At 70.6% G+C, this 16,317-nt stretch carries 15 protein-coding genes; 5 read left to right on the forward strand and 10 right to left on the reverse strand.

What is annotated here, in order from left to right; genetic code table 11:
* Positions 1 to 15 precede the first annotated feature (15 nt).
* The 8 genes from F9278_RS37715 to zapE form a co-directional block, all read right to left on the reverse strand.
* The gene (locus tag F9278_RS37715) at positions 16 to 888 is read right to left on the reverse strand and encodes a polysaccharide deacetylase family protein (protein ID WP_152172296.1); all 873 of its coding nucleotides are present in this window, start codon (positions 886 to 888) and stop codon (positions 16 to 18) included.
* A gap of 31 nt (positions 889 to 919) precedes the next feature.
* Positions 920 to 1,180 (reverse strand): DUF397 domain-containing protein, encoded by a 261-nt coding sequence (locus F9278_RS37720; RefSeq protein ID WP_152172297.1) that lies wholly within the window; start codon positions 1,178 to 1,180, stop codon positions 920 to 922.
* A complete protein-coding gene (locus F9278_RS37725; RefSeq protein WP_152172298.1) occupies positions 1,180 to 1,998 on the reverse strand; it encodes a helix-turn-helix domain-containing protein in 819 nt (272 codons plus the stop codon). Before F9278_RS37725 ends, F9278_RS37720 begins: the two co-directional genes overlap by 1 nt.
* A 127-nt stretch (positions 1,999 to 2,125) precedes the next feature.
* Complete coding sequence (locus tag F9278_RS37730; protein WP_152174368.1) at positions 2,126 to 3,520, reverse strand: alkaline phosphatase PhoX; 1,395 nt, start codon at positions 3,518 to 3,520, stop codon at positions 2,126 to 2,128.
* A 115-nt stretch (positions 3,521 to 3,635) separates the two neighbouring features.
* Complete coding sequence (locus tag F9278_RS37735) at positions 3,636 to 4,487, reverse strand: slipin family protein (RefSeq protein WP_152172299.1); 852 nt, start codon at positions 4,485 to 4,487, stop codon at positions 3,636 to 3,638.
* Between the two features lie 147 nt (positions 4,488 to 4,634).
* Entirely contained in the window at positions 4,635 to 6,140 is a 1,506-nt protein-coding gene (locus F9278_RS37740; RefSeq protein WP_152172300.1) for a SulP family inorganic anion transporter, read from the reverse strand.
* A gap of 20 nt (positions 6,141 to 6,160) precedes the next feature.
* On the reverse strand, positions 6,161 to 6,739 hold the full coding sequence (locus F9278_RS37745) for a carbonic anhydrase (RefSeq protein WP_152172301.1): 579 nt from the start codon (positions 6,737 to 6,739) through the stop codon (positions 6,161 to 6,163).
* 561 nt (positions 6,740 to 7,300) lie between these two features.
* On the reverse strand, positions 7,301 to 8,440 hold the full coding sequence (gene zapE, locus F9278_RS37755) for a cell division protein ZapE (protein ID WP_226967125.1): 1,140 nt from the start codon (positions 8,438 to 8,440) through the stop codon (positions 7,301 to 7,303).
* On the opposite strand from zapE, the gene F9278_RS37760 reads away from it, so the two are divergent.
* Both F9278_RS37760 and F9278_RS37765 read left to right on the forward strand, forming a co-directional pair.
* Positions 8,439 to 9,305, forward strand: a complete 867-nt coding sequence (locus tag F9278_RS37760) for a pyrimidine reductase family protein (RefSeq protein ID WP_152172303.1) — start codon at positions 8,439 to 8,441, stop codon at positions 9,303 to 9,305. The two genes, zapE and F9278_RS37760, sit on opposite strands and share 2 nt — an antisense overlap.
* Positions 9,306 to 9,426: 121 nt before the next feature.
* The gene (locus F9278_RS37765; protein WP_152172304.1) at positions 9,427 to 9,882 is read left to right on the forward strand and encodes an indole-3-glycerol phosphate synthase; all 456 of its coding nucleotides are present in this window, start codon (positions 9,427 to 9,429) and stop codon (positions 9,880 to 9,882) included.
* 142 nt (positions 9,883 to 10,024) lie between these two features.
* On the opposite strand, the gene F9278_RS37770 is transcribed toward F9278_RS37765, so the two are convergent.
* Positions 10,025 to 11,203 carry an IS701 family transposase gene (locus F9278_RS37770; RefSeq protein ID WP_152166950.1) on the reverse strand — a complete coding sequence of 393 codons (1,179 nt, stop codon included), beginning with the start codon at positions 11,201 to 11,203 and terminating at the stop codon, positions 10,025 to 10,027.
* Between the two features lie 247 nt (positions 11,204 to 11,450).
* On the opposite strand from F9278_RS37770, the gene murC reads away from it, so the two are divergent.
* The 3 genes from murC (at position 11,451) to F9278_RS37785 (ending at position 14,680) form a co-directional block, all read left to right on the forward strand.
* A complete protein-coding gene (gene murC, locus F9278_RS37775) occupies positions 11,451 to 12,836 on the forward strand; it encodes a UDP-N-acetylmuramate--L-alanine ligase (protein ID WP_152172305.1) in 1,386 nt (461 codons plus the stop codon).
* A 24-nt stretch (positions 12,837 to 12,860) separates the two neighbouring features.
* Entirely contained in the window at positions 12,861 to 13,286 is a 426-nt protein-coding gene (msrB, locus tag F9278_RS37780) for a peptide-methionine (R)-S-oxide reductase MsrB (RefSeq protein ID WP_152172306.1), read from the forward strand.
* A 152-nt stretch (positions 13,287 to 13,438) separates the two neighbouring features.
* Positions 13,439 to 14,680 (forward strand): DUF6545 domain-containing protein, encoded by a 1,242-nt coding sequence (locus tag F9278_RS37785; protein ID WP_226967408.1) that lies wholly within the window; start codon positions 13,439 to 13,441, stop codon positions 14,678 to 14,680.
* 85 nt (positions 14,681 to 14,765) lie between these two features.
* On the opposite strand, the gene F9278_RS37790 is transcribed toward F9278_RS37785, so the two are convergent.
* Complete coding sequence (locus tag F9278_RS37790; protein WP_152172308.1) at positions 14,766 to 16,211, reverse strand: NAD(P)/FAD-dependent oxidoreductase; 1,446 nt, start codon at positions 16,209 to 16,211, stop codon at positions 14,766 to 14,768.
* Between the last annotated feature and the right edge of the window lie 106 nt (positions 16,212 to 16,317).

A 16,317-nucleotide genomic window follows, 5' to 3' on the forward strand; every position in this document is an offset into this window, starting at 1 on the left:
AGGGCCTGCCGGGGCTCAGGGCGTCGTCGCCGTCGCGGCCCCGACCAGGTCCGACACCTTCACGAAGCGGTACCCGCGCGCCCGGAGCACCGGCACGATCTTCCGTACGGCCTTCTCCGTGACCGGGGCGGCACTCCGGGTGCAGTGCATGACCACGACCGACCCCGGCCGCACCCCGTCCAGCACCTCCCGCACCACGTCCTCGGCGTCCGTCGCGAACGCGTCCCCGCTCACCACGTCCCACTGCACGGCCGTCACACCGGACGCGCTGAGATTCCGCAGCGCGCGGCTGTCGTAGCAGCCGCCGGGGAACCGGAAGTACGGCATCGGGTCCCGGACGCCCGCCTCGTGGAACACGCGGTACGCCCGCTCCAGGTCCGCGCGCATACCCTCCGGGGCCATCGTGGGCAGGCCGTGACAGTTCGCCGTGAAGGCGTGATGGCTGTACGAGTGGTTCGCGACCTCGAACAGGGGGTCCCGCCCGATGGACCGCGCCTGGATCGGATACTCCTCGACCCACCGCCCCGTCATGAACACCGTGGCCGGAACCTTCAGCTGCCGCAGCGCGGCGATCAGCTCCGGGTTGTCGAACCGTTCACCGGCGGCGGCCCGCGCCCCCTGCTCCGCGGTCATGTCCGCGTCGAAGGTGAGCGCCACGGTCGGGGGTTCCTTGTGGCCAAGGCTCCGCGGCCCGTGCTCGAACACGGGGGTCAGCCCGGCCGGGCCCGGCGCGAGCGTGGGCGGCCGGGACGACGACACGACGGAGGGGCTCGCGCTGGCGTTGACGAGACGCGTCGAGGCCTGCGGGCCGCCACAGGCGGTGAGGGCGGCGAGCGCGGCACCGAGCGCGGCACCGAGCGCGGTGATTCTTCGTACAGGTCTGATCACCGCATGAACGTACGGCGACGGGGTCGACGGATTACGGAGCGTCCGGCCCGAAGTCACCCGCCTGGGCGATGAAGGGGGCCCAGGCGGCCGGGGAGAGCGTCAGCTCGGGGCTGGCGGGGAGCTTGGAGTCACGGACGTGGATGGTGGAGGGGCAGGCGGCGACTTCTACGCAGTCGTCGCCCTCGGTGCCGCTGTACGTCGACTTCCGCCAGGCGAGCGCGATCTCGACGCAGCTGTCGCCCTGAGTGCCGCTGTAGCTGCTCTTGAACCAGGCGAGTTCGGACCTGCTCATTACGCTCCTCGCAATCGCTCCAACAGGTCCTCGGAGTCAGCCGGGCTGAGGGCCTGCGAGCGCAGTGTCGCATACCGCTGGTTGAGTAGTCGGGCCTCTTTCCCGTCGGAGATCAGCCGCCCGCTCTGTTGTCCTTCGGAGTAGGCGAGTCGGCGCCCGTCCGGCAGTTCGACGAGTTGCACAGGGCCGTCGAGGCAGGCGTGATGCCTGCTGCTCAGCGGCATGATCTGAACCACGACGTTCCGTAGCCGCATGAGTTCCAGGACATGGTCGAGCATCGCGCGCGTGACGTCCGGTCCGCCCAACTCCCGCCGGATGACGGCCTCCTCGATGATGAAGCTGAACGAGGTGTTGGGGCGCTCCCGGAGGACTCGCTGTCGATCCATGCGCGCAGTCACCTGGGCTTCGAGCTGCTCGTCGGCCAGGGGCGGAATGCTCTCCCCGAACACCGCCCGCACGTACGGCTCCGACTGCAACAACCCCGGCACCAACCGGCACTCGTACGTACTCAGACTGACCGCCTGGCCCTCCAGCCGCGCCCACTTCCTGAACCACGACGCCAACCCCGGCTGTCGCGACAGGTGCTTCGCCGCCCTCAGCAACGCCCCCGTGTTGCCCAACACCCGGTCCGCGCGCTCCACGAACACCTCGTCCGCCATGCGCCTGCCCAGCTCGATCGAGGCGACCGTGTGCACACTGAACGCCACCAGCGGCGCGAACTGCTCCCTCGTGTACCCGTGATGCTCCCGCAGCGCCTGTACGAACGCCCCGAACGTCTTCAGACTGTCGGACGGGTCCGGTTCCCAGTCCACGCTCATGCCCGGCCACCTCCAGATGAGTCGGATCTCCCCACCATCAACTCACCCAGAGTCACGAACGGTTACGCGTACTGTCCATCGAACACACGTGTACGGCCCAGGGCCGTACACGTGCCGCGCCGGGGGCTCAGGTACGACGCCAGGGCCCCGTCACCGCGAACGTCGTTCCCGGGGTGTAGCAGTTGACGTACATCGTGTCGCCGTCCGGGGAGAAGGTGACGCCGGCGAACTCGCCCCATTCGGGTGTGTCGGGGGTGCCGCCCGCCGCGGCGGCGGCCGATGTGATCGCCTGGGCGTTGCGGGCCATCGCGTAGACGTGGCCCCGGCGGGAGACGCCGTAGACGTGTTGGGTGCCGTTGCCGTCCTCGCAGACCATCAGGCCGCCGGAGGGGGCGAGGCAGATGTTGTCGGGGGATTCGCCGGGGAGTTGGAGGTCGGTGTCGGGGCCGAAGGCGATGACCAGGGTGAGGGTGCGGTGGTCGGGGTCGTAGCGCCAGATCTGGCCGTAGTGGTCGGCGGCCGAGCCGTCCGCGCTGCGGGCGAAGGAGGAGACGAAGTAGACGCATCGGCCGCCCCAGTAGCAGCCTTCGAGTTTCTGCGCGTGGGTGATGCCGCCGGGGCCGAAGTCCTGGTGGCGGATGGGGGTTTGGGCGGCGAGGGGGTCGGGGACGTCGATCCACTCGATGCCGTCGAAGCGGGTTCCCGGTTCCTGCACGGGGGACAGGTCGGGGACGCCCGGGACGCGCATCGCCTGGAGGCGGCCTCCGGCACGCAGTGAACCGAGGCCGCCCTTGGGCCTGTTGGGGAGGAAGCGGTAGAAGAGGCCGAAGGGCTTCTCGAAGGCGTCCTCCGTCTCGTAGACGACTCCCCGGTTCGGGTCCACCGCGATCGCCTCGTGCTGGAAGCGGCCCATCGCGGTGAGGGGGACGGCTCCCGAGCGGTGGGGATCGGCGGCGTCGACCTCGAAGATGAAACCGTGGTCCTTGGTGTAGCCGTTGGTGCCGGCCCGGTCCTCGGTCTCCTCGCAGGTCAGCCAGGTGCCCCAAGGGGTGGGCCCGCCCGCGCAGTTGACGGCGGTCCCGGCGATGGCCACGCGCTCCGAGAGGACCTTGCCCCGGGCGTCGAGCGTCAGGGACGTACAACCGCCCTTGCCCATCGGGTCGTAGGTCAGTCCCTCGATCGTGGGGACCGGGATACGGGCGTTGTGGCGGTTCTCGTGGTTGCGGACGAGGTGCACGCGTCCGTGGCGGCCGGGGAACGCGGACATGCCGTCGTGGTTGCTGGGGACCGGGCCCTCGCCCGAGCGGAGGGGGTCGCCCTCGCGGGAGAGCACCCGATAGCGGAAACCTTTCGGCAGGTCGAGCAGGCCGTTCGGGTCGGGGAGCAGGGGGCCGTAGCCGGCGGAGTGGCCGAGCGGGCTCTGCGCGGACGACGTGCCCGCGAAGAGTTCGGACAGGGCACCGGTGAACGCGATGCCTGCGACGCCCGCACCCGAGCGGGCGAGGGCCTGACGGCGGGTCACTGACACGGGAAAACCTTCCTGTTGGCGGACAGGATGTGACCCGCCTGTGTGTATCACGCGGTCAACGCCGCGTGAACCACGCGCGTAGAGGGGTGGGGGAGGAGTCGTGTCGGTGTCACTCGGTCGGAGGGGGCGGGGCGGGTGGTGAAACGGGAGGTGGGGGCGGGGATACGGGTGGGGAGGGGGGTGTGGGGTTCGGTGGGGGGCCTGCCTGGGCTCGTTCCAGGAAGCGGAGGAGTTCCACCGGGAAGGGGAGCACGAGCGTGGAGTTCTTCTCGGCGGCCACCGCCACCACCGTCTGCAGCAGGCGGAGTTGGAGGGCGGAGGGGGTGTCGGCCATCTCCTTCGCCGCCTCCGAGAGCTTTCTCGACGCCTGCAGCTCCGCGTCCGCGTTGATGATGCGGGCGCGGCGTTCGCGGTCGGCCTCGGCCTGGCGGGCCATGGAGCGCTTCATGGTGTCGGGGAGGGACACGTCCTTGATCTCCACACGGTCGATGGTGACGCCCCACTCCACGGCGGGGCTGTCGATCATCAGCTCCAGGCCCTGGTTGAGCTTCTCGCGGTTGGACAGGAGGTCGTCCAGATCGCTCTTGCCGATGATCGAGCGCAGGGAGGTCTGGGCCATCTGGGAGACGGCGAAGCGGTAGTCCTGGACCTGGATGACCGCGTTCGCCGCGTCCACCACCTTGAAGTAGACGACCGCGTCGACACGGACGGTGACGTTGTCGCGGGTGATGCCCTCCTGGGCCGGGACGGGCATCGTCACGATCTGCATGTTGACCTTGTGGATGCGGTCGATGCCGGGGACGACCATGGTGAAGCCGGGGGTTCTGGGATCACCGCGGAGGCGGCCCAGGCGGAAGACCACGCCTCGTTCGTACTGTTTGACGACTCGGGCGGCCGCGGCGACGTAGACGGTGGCGGCGGAGGCGAGTGCTGCGGCGGTGATGAGCAGGGACTCCAGCATGACGACCCCCTTGAGTCGTCCCGTATCCGTGGGAATTCCACGATATGTCGAGGGTGGGGGCGTAGGCGAATGTCGTCAGGGGGGGATGGTGCCGCCTGCGCCCACCCGTGCGGCTGGGGCGGCACGGGTGGGCGGGTTCGGTTCGGGTCAGGGCCTTGCCGACGTGGCCCTATCTGGTTCCGGGACCGTCATGCGGACCGGTTCCGTGCCTGTCGTGCTGTGGCGGGACGCCCAGTTCTCCAGGGCGGTGCGGCAGGCGTGGTCGAGGTGGTGGAGACCGGTGAGGTGGAGCTCTATCGGGCGGTCCTGGGGGAGGGACTCCAGGTTGTCGAGGATCTTCGGGAGGCGGAGGAAGGTCGCGTTGCCGGACAGGTAGGCCTGTACGGGGCCCGCGCCCTTGTCGATGACCTCCAGCTTGATGTGCGAGGCCTCCCAGGCGGTCTTGGCCACGGAGAGGGCCAGACCGATCAGCACGCCCTCGAACATGTTCACCGCGACGATCGCCACGGCCGTCGCCACCAGGATCAGCGCCTCGCCCCGGTGGGTGCGCCACAGCGCGCCGACCTCGCGGAACGGGATCAGCTTCCAGCCCGCGTGGACGAGGATGCCGGCCAGGGCGGGCAGCGGTATCAGGGCCAGGGCACCCGGCAGCAGGGCCACGAACAGCAGCAGCCAGACACCGTGCAGGACACGCGAGGCCTTGGTCTTCGCGCCCGCCTGGAGGTTGGCGGAGCTGCGCACGATCACCGCGGTCATCGGCAGCGCGCCGAGCAGCCCGCACACCGTGTTGCCGGCGCCCTGGGCCATCAGCTCCTTGTCGTACTCGGTGCGCGGACCGTCGTGCATCCGGTCCACGGCCGCCGCGCTGAACAGGCTCTCGGCGGAGGCGATGAGCGTGAAGGCGAGGATCGTGCCGAGGATCGCCACGTCCGCGAGCTGGCCGAAGGCGTCCAGGCCGGGCGGCTGGATGACGTCCAGCAGGCCCTTCACCTCGACGTTCGCCACCGGCAGGCGGAGCACGGCGGTGGCGAGGGTGGCCAGGACCACCGCGGCGAGCGCGCCGGGGACCACTTGCGCCTTCTTCGGCAGCCGCTTCCACAGCACCATCACCGCGACGGTGCCCGCGCCGATCGCCAGCGAGGCGAGCGCGGCGGTGGAGCCGACGGCGTCGACGAAGGCGCCGGGCAGGCCCGCGATCTTGTCGATGCCGGAGGCGGGGGCCTTCAGTCCGGCGGCCGAGTAGAGCTGCCCGGCGATGATCACCAGGCCGATGCCGGCGAGCATGCCCTCGACGACGGAGACGGATATCGCGCGGAACCAGCGGCCCAGCTTCAGCGCGCCCATGGCGAGCTGAAGCAGACCGGCGGCCAGCACGATCACCCCGAGCGCGGGCAGCCCGAACTGGCGTACCGCCTCGAAGACCAGCACGGTCAGACCGGCCGCCGGGCCGGAGACCTGGAGACTGCTGCCGGGCATCAGACCGGCGACGAGGCCGCCCACGATGCCGGTGACCAGGCCGAGTTCGGCCGGTACCCCGGAGGCGACGGCGACACCGACGCACAACGGCAGGGCGACCAGGAACACGACGAGCGAGGCGCCGAAGTCCTGTCGCAGATGGGGGAACTTGGATATGAGGGGGGTCTTGGAAGTCATCTCGGGCACCTGACCGCCGCTCACAGGGTCTCGAACTTGTCGGTGTCCGCGCGGTGTTCGCGTACACCACCCGTGTGGACCTCGTAGTACCAGCCGCGCAGCCGCAGCCGGCCGTCCGCGAGGCGCTTCTCCACACAGGGGTAGGAGCGCAGGCGCAGCAGCTGGCTGAGGACGTGGTTCTGCACGCCGTCGGCGACGGTCGGGTCCTCCACCGCGCCTTCGGGACGCGGTGTGGCGTGGGTCAGCCAGTCGCGTACGGCCGGTACGGCGTCCAGGTCGTCGCCGCGCACCAGTGCGCCGACGGCGCCGCAGTGCGAGTGTCCGCAGACCACGATGTCGGTGACGCCGAGGACCTCCACGGCGTACTCGATCGTCGCCGTCTCACCGGTGGGGCGGTCGGGGGCGTACGGCGGGACGATGTTGCCGGCGGTGCGCAGTTCGAACAGCTCGCCGGGGCGGGCTCCCGTGATCAGGGCCGGGACGACCCGTGAGTCGGAGCAGGTGATGAACAGGACCTCGGGGGACTGGCCTTCGGCCAGCCTGGCGAACTCCTCAGGGCGCTGTCCGAACGTACGGGCGTTGTCGATGAGGGGCTGCATGATGTGGTGACTCCTCCTGGCGCGCCTCTCCGGCGCGTCGGGCTTGCACGACAGATGTGGGGGGACGCGGGTTCCGCCGCTCAGCGGCAGAGGACCCGCGGTACGGCCGGGGTGTGGGCCGTGAGGTATCTCGACGCCCCGGGGTACGGGGCGTCGGGCCGTTGGGGTGCGCTCGTGGTCGCCGGGTTCTCCCCCAGCGGCGGACACACGCGCGTGTTTCCGGGCTCGGCTTTGGCCATGGCTTGACCAGACGTGTGCGCGAATGCGAAGAGAGCCGTGGGAGTGAAGAACTGGTGGACGAGTGCGGCGGTGATCCGTGACGAAGCGCCGGTATCGGTGGACTCGCGTCGCAACATGGGCCTCCTCGTTGCCAGTTCTCGGTGTCTCCCACGCATCGACACCTGCTCGACTTGGTCAACTGATGGTCAACCACTGGTCAAGAAACACGTTAACCCTGCAAAGTTGTTTGCAGGGTTAACTTAACGTTGCAAGCTGAAGAGAGCCTGAAAAGCGGGGGACGGCTGACCGGAAATGCCCCTTGACCTGGGGCATTCGGGGCTGTTAGGCGAGACGGCCGGCGTCGCGCGCGAGGGCCGTGAGGCGGGAGATGGCGCGGAAGTACTTCTTGCGGTAACCGCCGTTCAGCATCTCCTCGCTGAACAGCCGGTCGAAGGGCATGCCCGAGGCGAGCACGGGCACCTCGCGGTCGTACAACCGGTCGGCGAGCACCACCAGCCGCAGCGCCGTCGACTGGTCCGGAACCGGCTGGACGTCGGTCAGGCAGACCGCCTTCAGGCCGTCCGTGAGGGCGCCGTACCGGCTGGGGTGGACACGCGCGAGGTGCTCCAGGAGATGCGGGAAGTCGTCCAGCGAGGCGCCCTCGATGGCGTACGCGGCCTTGGTGACCACCTCGTCGGAGTGCGGCGCCGGGGCCTCGGGCAGACCGCGGTGGCGGTAGTCCTCGCCGTCGATGCGCAGCGAGCGGAAGTGGGCCGACAGGCCCTGGATCTCGCGCAGGAAGTCGACCGACGCGAACCGGCCCTCGCCGAGCTTGCCCGGCAGAGTGTTGGAGGTGGCGGCCAGGGCCACGCCCGCCTCGACGAGCCTGCCCAGCAGGGTCGACACCAGGACCGTGTCGCCCGGGTCGTCCAGCTCGAACTCGTCGATGCACAGCAGACGGTGGCCGGACAGCGTCTGGACCGTCTTCTGGAAGCCGAGGGCCCCGACCAGGTTCGTCAGCTCCACGAAGGTGCCGAAGGCCTTGAGGGAGGGCTCGGCCGGGGTGGCGTGCCAGAGGGAGGCGAGGAGATGGGTCTTGCCGACGCCGTAACCGCCGTCCAGGTAGACGCCGCGCGGGCCGGCCGGGACCTTGGGGGCCTTCGCCCTGCCGAACCCGAAGAGGCCGCGCCTGCCGGAGCCGGACGCGTGCGCCCCGCCGAGGCCCGCCGCGAAGCCGCTCAGGGCGCGGACGGCCTCGGTCTGGCTGGGCTGGTTCGGGTCCGGGATGTACGTGGCGAAGCGCACCGAGTCGAAGCGGGGCGGTGGCACCATCTCGGCGACGAGCCGGTCCGCGGGGACATGGGGCTCGCGGGTGCACAGGGACGCGGGAGCCGCTTCGGGTATCGGACCGATTCCGGACACGGTGGCTGAGGACGACGACACGGTTACCGAGTCTAAGGGTCGTGCCACACTGCACGACATGCGACGCCTGTTCCCTGTGACCGAAGAGACAGCGGCCCGGACACCGGAAGCGACCGGTGATGCGAATGCGACTGGAGTTCGAACGCCGGGCGCGGGCGGCGGGGCTCGCGCGGGCGGCGGGGCGGATCTCGTCGACCGGGAGTGGGCGCTCGACGAGCTGGCGGCGGCGTACGCCTATCCCGAACCGGGGCCCGGCGGACGCGAGCCCTGGCTGCGGGCCAACATGGTCTCCACGCTCGACGGCGCCGCCCAGCACGACGGGCGTTCGCGGCCCATCTCCAGCGATGCCGACATGCGGATCTTCGGCACCCTGCGGGGACTCGCGGACGTGGTGATCGTCGGCGCGGAAACGGTACGCCAGGAGGGATACCGCCCGGCACGCGCGCGTGAGGCGTTCGCCGAGGCGCGCCGGACGGCCGGACAGCCGCCCGCGCCCGCCGTCGCCGTGGTCAGCGCGAGTCTGGAGCTCGACTTCTCGCTGCCGCTGTTCACCTCGCCGCTCACCCCGACGATCCTGCTCACCGGAGCCGCCGCGGCCCCCGACCGGATCGCCGCCGCCGAGAAGGCCGGGGTCCGGGTGGTGGTCGCCGGGGACGGCATGGGCGTCGACCCCGCGCGGGCCGTACGGGGCCTCGCCGAACTCGGGCTGACCCGGCTGCTCAGCGAGGGCGGACCCCGGCTGCTGGGGCAGCTGATCGCCGCCGACGTCCTGGACGAACTGTGTCTGACCGTGTCGCCGATGCTCACGGCCGGGGACGCCCAGCGGATCGCCGGGGGCCCCTCCGTGCCGGTGCCCAGGCGCTTCGCGCTGGCGTCGTTGCTGGAGGAGGCCGGGTTCCTGTTCGGTCGTTACCGTCGTACGTGAAAGCGGGCGGAATCTACCGTTCCGTTTAGCTTTCGCTGGGCACACTAGAACCCTGAGGAGTGAGGGCCCGCGGGGCCCTCCGAGGAGAAGGGCGCCTGTGGTGTCGTTCACGAGCGTATTGATGATCGAGAAGGCTCTGACGTCCGCGGACGTGGAGTTCGTCACGACCCTGCACGGCGACGAACGGGCCTCCTTCCATGTGCTGCTCCAGCCGCGGGGGAATCAGGCCGACCGGCTGCTGCGGGCCATCGACGACCTCGCCCTCGGTGAGCTGGACGAAGCGGCGCGGGAAGGGGAGACGCCGGAGGGGGAGCTGGCGCTCGACGCGGGGGAGCGGGCGCTGGAGGTGTCGTTGCAGGCGTTGCGGGCGGCGGGGAGTTCGGCGGAGGGGCGGTTGATCGAGGACCATCCGCTGGACGCGCTGAAGTCGCTGGTGGAGGAGGTCTCGGCCGATGAGGTGCTGGTGCTGACCGATCCGCACTATGTGGAGGAGTTCTTCCATCGGGACTGGGCTTCACGGGCTCGGCACAAGGTGGGGGTGCCGGTGTTGAAGTTGTTCTCGCACGCGAGGGCTTAGTACTGCAACCGCATCTGCGGGTTGTGGCCTCGGCGTTTGTAGTGGGAGCGGCGGGCACGGGCCTGGCTGCGTCGTCGGAAGCGTGACCAGTGCAGATGATGGTCGTTGCTGTGGTGGCGGGGCGTGACGATGATGTGGCCGATCAGTCGGCGGATCTCCGGGACGCTGAGGGGTATGAGGTCTTGCTCGTCGTCCGCTCCGCCCCTTTTGCGGCTTCTGCGGCGCGGACGGCGGTCAGGTAGGCGAGGGCGGCCATGGCCAGGGTGATGTGGCGGTACCAGGCCCGGTAGAGCCTCACCTGGTAGTGGTCCAGGCCGCACTCGCCCTTGGCGGTCTGGAAGCACTCCTCCACCGCCCACCTCGCGGCGGCTACCTTGACCAGGTCTTTCAGCCGGGAGGCCACCGATCCGTAGCAGACGTAGTAGGCGATCTCGGTGGGGTCGCTGATGCTGCGGCGGGCCAGAACCCAGTGCCCGAAGCCGTTCTCCCAGTACGGGCGGATGGCGACGCGGGCCCAGTCGTAGATCCGTTCGCCGTGCGCGCCCTGGCCCCCGGAAACCCGCTTCCACGCTTGCCTGGGCAGGGCGGCGACCAACTGGTCCACCCTGGCGTCGCCGCCGTCCGCCGTGGTCACGGTGTCGTTGACCTTGGTGGCCAGTACGTGCGCGATCCTGCGTTCCTCCAGCCATACCCGCAGGTGCTTGACCTGCCCGTATGCCTCGTCAGCGGTGACCCACGCGAACGGGATGCCTGCGTCGACGGCACGTTGCAGCATCCACTTGCAGTGCTCATTCTTGGTCGCGAAGGGGATCTCGTCGTCGATCCCGGCTGCGCGGCAGCGCTCACGGTCATCCGTCCAGGAAACGGGGATGTAGAGCTCACGGTCGATCAATGCCCGCCCCCTGGCGGAGGCGTAGGCCAGGAAGGTCCCGATCTGGCAGTTCTCCGTGCGGCCGGCGGTACCTGTGTACTGCCGCTGGACTCCGGCGGACTTGGTGCCCTTCTTCAGGAAACCGGTGTCGTCGCAGATCAGGACCGCGTTCTTGGCTCCGATGGTCTCCACGACGAAGTCGCGCACATCGTCGCGGACCGCGTTCTCGTCCCAGTCGGAGTGGTTGAGCAGGCGCTGGACGCCGTCCGGGCGGAGCTGCCCGACCTGCTCGGACAGCGTCCACCCGTTCTTCTTCTCCAGCGGCGCGACGAGTCCGTTCAGGTAGTCCAGCGCCCGCTCGCGGGGCTCCGACCTGCCGAAACGGTGGGCGAACCGGGCATGGAGCCCGGCCACCCCCTCGGACCACGACTCGACCTGCTCAACCGTCAGCGCATCAGCACACAGTCATACCAACGAGACCGCCGACCATCCGTCACGCCAGATGCGGTTGCAGTATTAGACGGAGGGGCGCCGTGGGGGTGCTGTGCTTCGCCGGGTGCGGGTGCGTCGTGGCCGGTCGCGCAGTTCCCCGCGCCCCTTGAGGGCGCGGCCCCGGGCCGGTGGCTGTAGGGGACCCGTACGGCAGGCAATAGGCTGGGGGCGTCCAACGGCTTCGTACGTCACCTGGAGAACACGCATGGCACCCGGACTGCCTTCCGCCATGGATCGGCCGCACTTCATCGGGATCGGTGGGGCCGGGATGTCGGGGATCGCGAAGATTCTCGCGCAGCGGGGTGCCAAGGTCGCCGGGAGCGATGCCAAGGAGTCGGAGACGGCCGAGGCGTTGCGGGCGCTGGGGGCCACGGTGCACATCGGGCACGCGGCGGAGCATCTCGCGGACGACGCGACCTGTGTGGTCGTGTCCTCGGCGATCCGCGCCGACAACCCAGAGCTGGCCCGCGCCGCCGAGCTGGGGATTCCCGTCGTGCACCGGTCGGACGCGCTCGCCCGGCTGATGGACGGGCTGCGGCCCATCGCGGTGGCCGGTACACACGGCAAGACCACGACGACGTCGATGCTGGCCGTGTCGCTGGGCGCGCTGGGGCTGGAGCCGTCGTACGCGATCGGCGGCGACCTCGACGTACCCGGCTCGAACGCGCTGCACGGCGACGGGGAGATCTTCGTCGCCGAGGCGGACGAGAGCGACCGCAGCTTCCACAAGTACGCGCCCGAGGTGGCGATCGTCCTCAACGTGGAACTCGACCACCACGCCAACTACGCCTCCATGGACGAGATCTACGACTCCTTCGAGACGTTCGCCGGGAAGATCGTGCCCGGCGGCACGCTGGTGATCTCGGCCGACCACGAGGGCGCACGCGAGCTGACCTCCCGGCTGTCCGGGGTGCGCGTGGTGACGTACGGCGAGCGCGAGGACGCCGAGGTGCGGGTGCTGTCGGTCGTACCGCAGGGGCTCAAGAGCGAGGTCACCGTGGTGCTGGACGGGCAGGAACTCGTCTTCACCGTCTCCGTGCCCGGTCGGCACTACGCGCACAACGCCGTCGCCGCGCTCGCGGCCGGTGTCGCGCTCGGGGTGCCGGCGGCCGAGCTGGCGCCCGCGCTGGCGGCGTACACCGGCGTGAAGCGGCGCCTCCAGCTCAAGGGCGAGGCGCGGGGCGTACAGGTGATCGACTCCTACGCGCACCACCCGACCGAGATGACCGCCGACCTGGAGGCCATGCGGGCCGCCGCCGGGGACGCGCGGATCCTGGTCGTCTTCCAGCCGCACCTGTTCTCCCGCACCCAGGAGCTGGGCACCGAGATGGGGCAGTCCCTGGCCCTCGCGGACGCCTCCGTCGTCCTCGACATCTACCCGGCCCGCGAGGACCCGATCCCGGGGGTGACGAGCGAGCTGATCATCGACGCGGCGCGCACCGCGGGCGCCGACGTCACCGCCCTGCGCGACAAGGCCGAGGTGCCCGCCGCGATCGCGGGAATGGCGAAGCCCGGTGATCTCGTTCTCACCATGGGCGCGGGTGATGTGACGGACCTGGGCCCGCAGATCCTGGACCGTCTTTCCCGCTGAGTTGAGTTTGAGGGGCTGAGGCTCATGTCGTACGACGTCGAGAAGCCGGACGAGCAGTGGCGCGCGGAGCTGACACCGGCCGAGTACGCCGTGCTGCGGCAGGCCGGTACGGAACCCGCGTTCGTCGGTGAGTACACCGACACCAGGACCAAGGGCGTCTACTCCTGTCGCGCCTGCGGTGCCGAACTCTTCACCTCCGCCACGAAGTTCGAGTCGCACTGCGGCTGGCCGTCCTTCTACGACCCGAAGGACAGCGACGCGGTGGAGCTGCTCTCCGACCGGTCGCACGGCATGGTGCGCACCGAGGTGCGGTGCGCCCGCTGCGGCTCGCACCTCGGGCACGTCTTCGAGGGCGAGGGGTACGCCACCCCGACCGACCAGCGGTACTGCATCAACAGCATCTCGCTGACGCTGACCGCCGACGAGGGCGACCGGGGCGACCGGGGCTGAGATTTGGGAGGGGCGGGCGAGTTGTGAGGTGGTTGTGAGGTGGATCCCTTCACCGGTGGTCGCCCGTACGCCCGTTGCCGGGTTGACTGCGTGACTACTGTGTGAAGGGTGTTGACGCGAGAGGTTTCTCGGACAGAGCCCGGGGGCCTGACGTGAACGGACTGGTCTACTTTCTGGCGGCTGCCGTCCTGTGGACCGGGTCCGCCGTCCAACTGCCCGGTCTGTGGCGCGACTGGCGGGATCCGCTGAAACGCGCGCTCTGCACGGTGATCTTCCTCGCCGGTGTCTGCTTCGCCCTCGGCGCCCCGCCCACCGTCGGCTTCATCAACCGGATCGTGGGCGTGCCCAACGCCGCCGCCTGCGTCATCTACGGGGTGGTGAACGCCTTCTCCGCCGCGTCGCTCGTCCTGATCGTCCACTGGCGCGGTGCGGACGACCCCGCCCGGCTGCTACGGGTCAGCCGCCGCTGGCTGCTCGCCTACGCCGTGATCGTCGTGGCGCAGACCGTGCTCTTCGCCCTCGGGGACGCGCCCGTCGAGCGGCTGGCGGATTTCGACACCTACTACGCGGACACCCCGTTCATCCGCGAGATGATCGTCCTCTATCTCGTGGCCCATATGGTGGCGGCCTTCACCACCACCGTCCTGTGTTGCCGCTGGACCTTCCAGATCAGCGGCTGGACGCGGCGGGCGCTGGCCGTGCTCGCCGTGGGATGGCTGTGCACCAGCGCGTACGGCGTGCTCAAGATGGCCGCCGTCGCCGGCCGCTGGAGCGGGCACCACTGGGATCCGCTGAGCACCCGGCTGGCCCCGATGCTGGTCACCGCGGGCGCGGCCCTCACCGCCGTCGGCTATGTGCTGCCGCTGTTCGGACCGCGCATCGACAGTCTGCTCGCCTTCCTGCGGCTCGGGCCGCTCTTCCGGCTCGTCGGCTCCCGGAACAACGGCCGGAAACGCCGTGACGTCCTGCTGACCTGGCGCTCCCTCGGTGACGTCGAGCTTCGGCTGACCCATCGGACGACGGCCATCCGCGACGGCCTCAGGGATGTCTCCGTGCACTTCGACGAGGCCGTGCGGGAGAGGGCCTACCGGCAGGCCCTCTCCCTCGGCTCCAGCGTCGGCGAGGCCGAGGCGATCGGGGACGCGGCGATGGTGGCCGTCGCGGCGTTGTCCGGCACGCGGGAGCGTGTCGGGGGGGCCGATCAGGGGGTGCTGGACAGTGCCGCGCTGGACGCGATCGTGGGGTTCGGTGGGGGCGGGGACGGGGGTGGGGGGTCTGTGGTGCCGGCGGATCAGGGGCAGAGTCTGGACACGGCGCAGCCGTCGTTGATCCGGATGTCCCGGGCGGTGCGGGCGGGGGTGGTGGAGCGGGCCGTGCGGGCGGCGAGTCGCTAGGGCTTGGGTTCGTCGTTGGGTTCGTTGTGGGGTTCGTTTTCGGGTGCGGGTTTCGGTGGGGGTTCTCGCACAGTTCCCCGCGCCCCTATCGGGGCGCGCTGTTGCCGAGGTCTCTCAGGATGGTCCGTTCCCTCGGTGTCAGCGGGGGGCCCGACAGGGGTGGGAGGACCGGGCCCAGGGCCGTGCGGAGGAGCAGGGTGGGGTGGAGGAGGCGGAGGGCGTCCGTCTGGAGGGTGGTCACCTCGCACATGGCCGCCGAGACGCGGTACGAACCGGTCGCCACGCGGGACATCCGGCCGATGTAGGCGGAGAGCAGCCGGTCGGCGAGCGTCGGCGACCTGCCCCGGACACCGGGGAACCACTGGTCCTGGCCGACGGACATGGTCCACGCCGCGTTCGCCACCTTCGCCGCGGCCCGCTGCGCCCGCCGCGCCAGGCCGGGCGCGCCGAGGCCGGTGCGCTCCAGCTCCCGGCCCAGCTCGCGCGCGCCGAGCGCGGCCACCGACATGCCCTGTCCGTAGACCGGGTTGTACGTGGCCACGGCGTCCCCGAGCACCACCAGACCCTCGGGCCAGCGCGCGGACTTCTCGAAGTAGCGGCGCTCGTTACGGGTACTGCGGCTGAGCAGCACGTCCGTCAGCGGCTCGGCACCGGCGATCAGACGGCCGACCAGAGGGTGGCGCAGACCTCGGGCGAAGGGGACGAAGTCGTCGGGGGCGGCGGTGGGTTCGCCGCCCCGGGTGCCGCTGAGACTCACCAGCCAGCGACCGCCCTCGATCGGGAGGACGAGCCCCGCCCGGCCGGGCCTGCCGCCCGCCGGGTCCGCCGTGACATGCGCCGGCGGGAAGTCCTCCGCGCCCTCGGGGGTGCGGTAGACACGGGTCGCGTAGACCACTCCGGCGTCGACCACGTCCTTGCGGATACCGGTGATGCCGAGGTCCGCGAGCCAGTGCTCGACACGGGTGCCGCGACCGGTCGCGTCCACGACGAGATCCGCGCGCAGGTCCGCACCGGCGCCGGTCCCCGCGTCGGCCCCGCTCCCGTGCTCCTTCTCCGTGACGCGGACGCCGGTGACGCGGTCGGCGGTGCCCAGGAGGCCGAGGGCCGAGGCGTGGCGGATCTCGACGCGGGGGGTGCCGACGAGGACGGCGTCGCGGACGGCCCAGTCCACCAGGTCGCGGCTGGCGATGAGCAGCGGATGGGTGTCGTGGTGGCGTGAGCGCCGGTACCAGCCCTGCGGGCCCAGGGTCACCAGACCGGAGGTGAGACCGCGTTCCCGGGCGCCCGCCGCCAGCAGGCGCTTGCGCACGCCGCTGCCGGGCACCAGCTCCTCGATCGCGGCACGGCCGCTGGGCAGGAGGATATGGGCGTGGCGGCCCTGCGGGAGGCCCTTGCGCGGTCCGGGTTCGCCCGGCAGCTCGTCGCGTTCCAGCACGATCACCTCGTCCACCTCGTCGGTGGACCGGGCCAGGGCCGCGGCGGCGAGCATGCCGGCCATGCTCGCGCCGATGACGACCGCGGTACGCGGCATGGCTCCCCCTGCGCTCGATGGAAGCCTTCACCGTACATTCGCCCGTCCGATCGCCCTAGAGGATCAGGGCAACCGGGGTGCGTGGGAAGGCAGTTGACGGAGTGTC

This window comes from Streptomyces phaeolivaceus (assembly GCF_009184865.1).
GTDB lineage: Bacteria > Actinomycetota > Actinomycetes > Streptomycetales > Streptomycetaceae > Streptomyces > Streptomyces phaeolivaceus.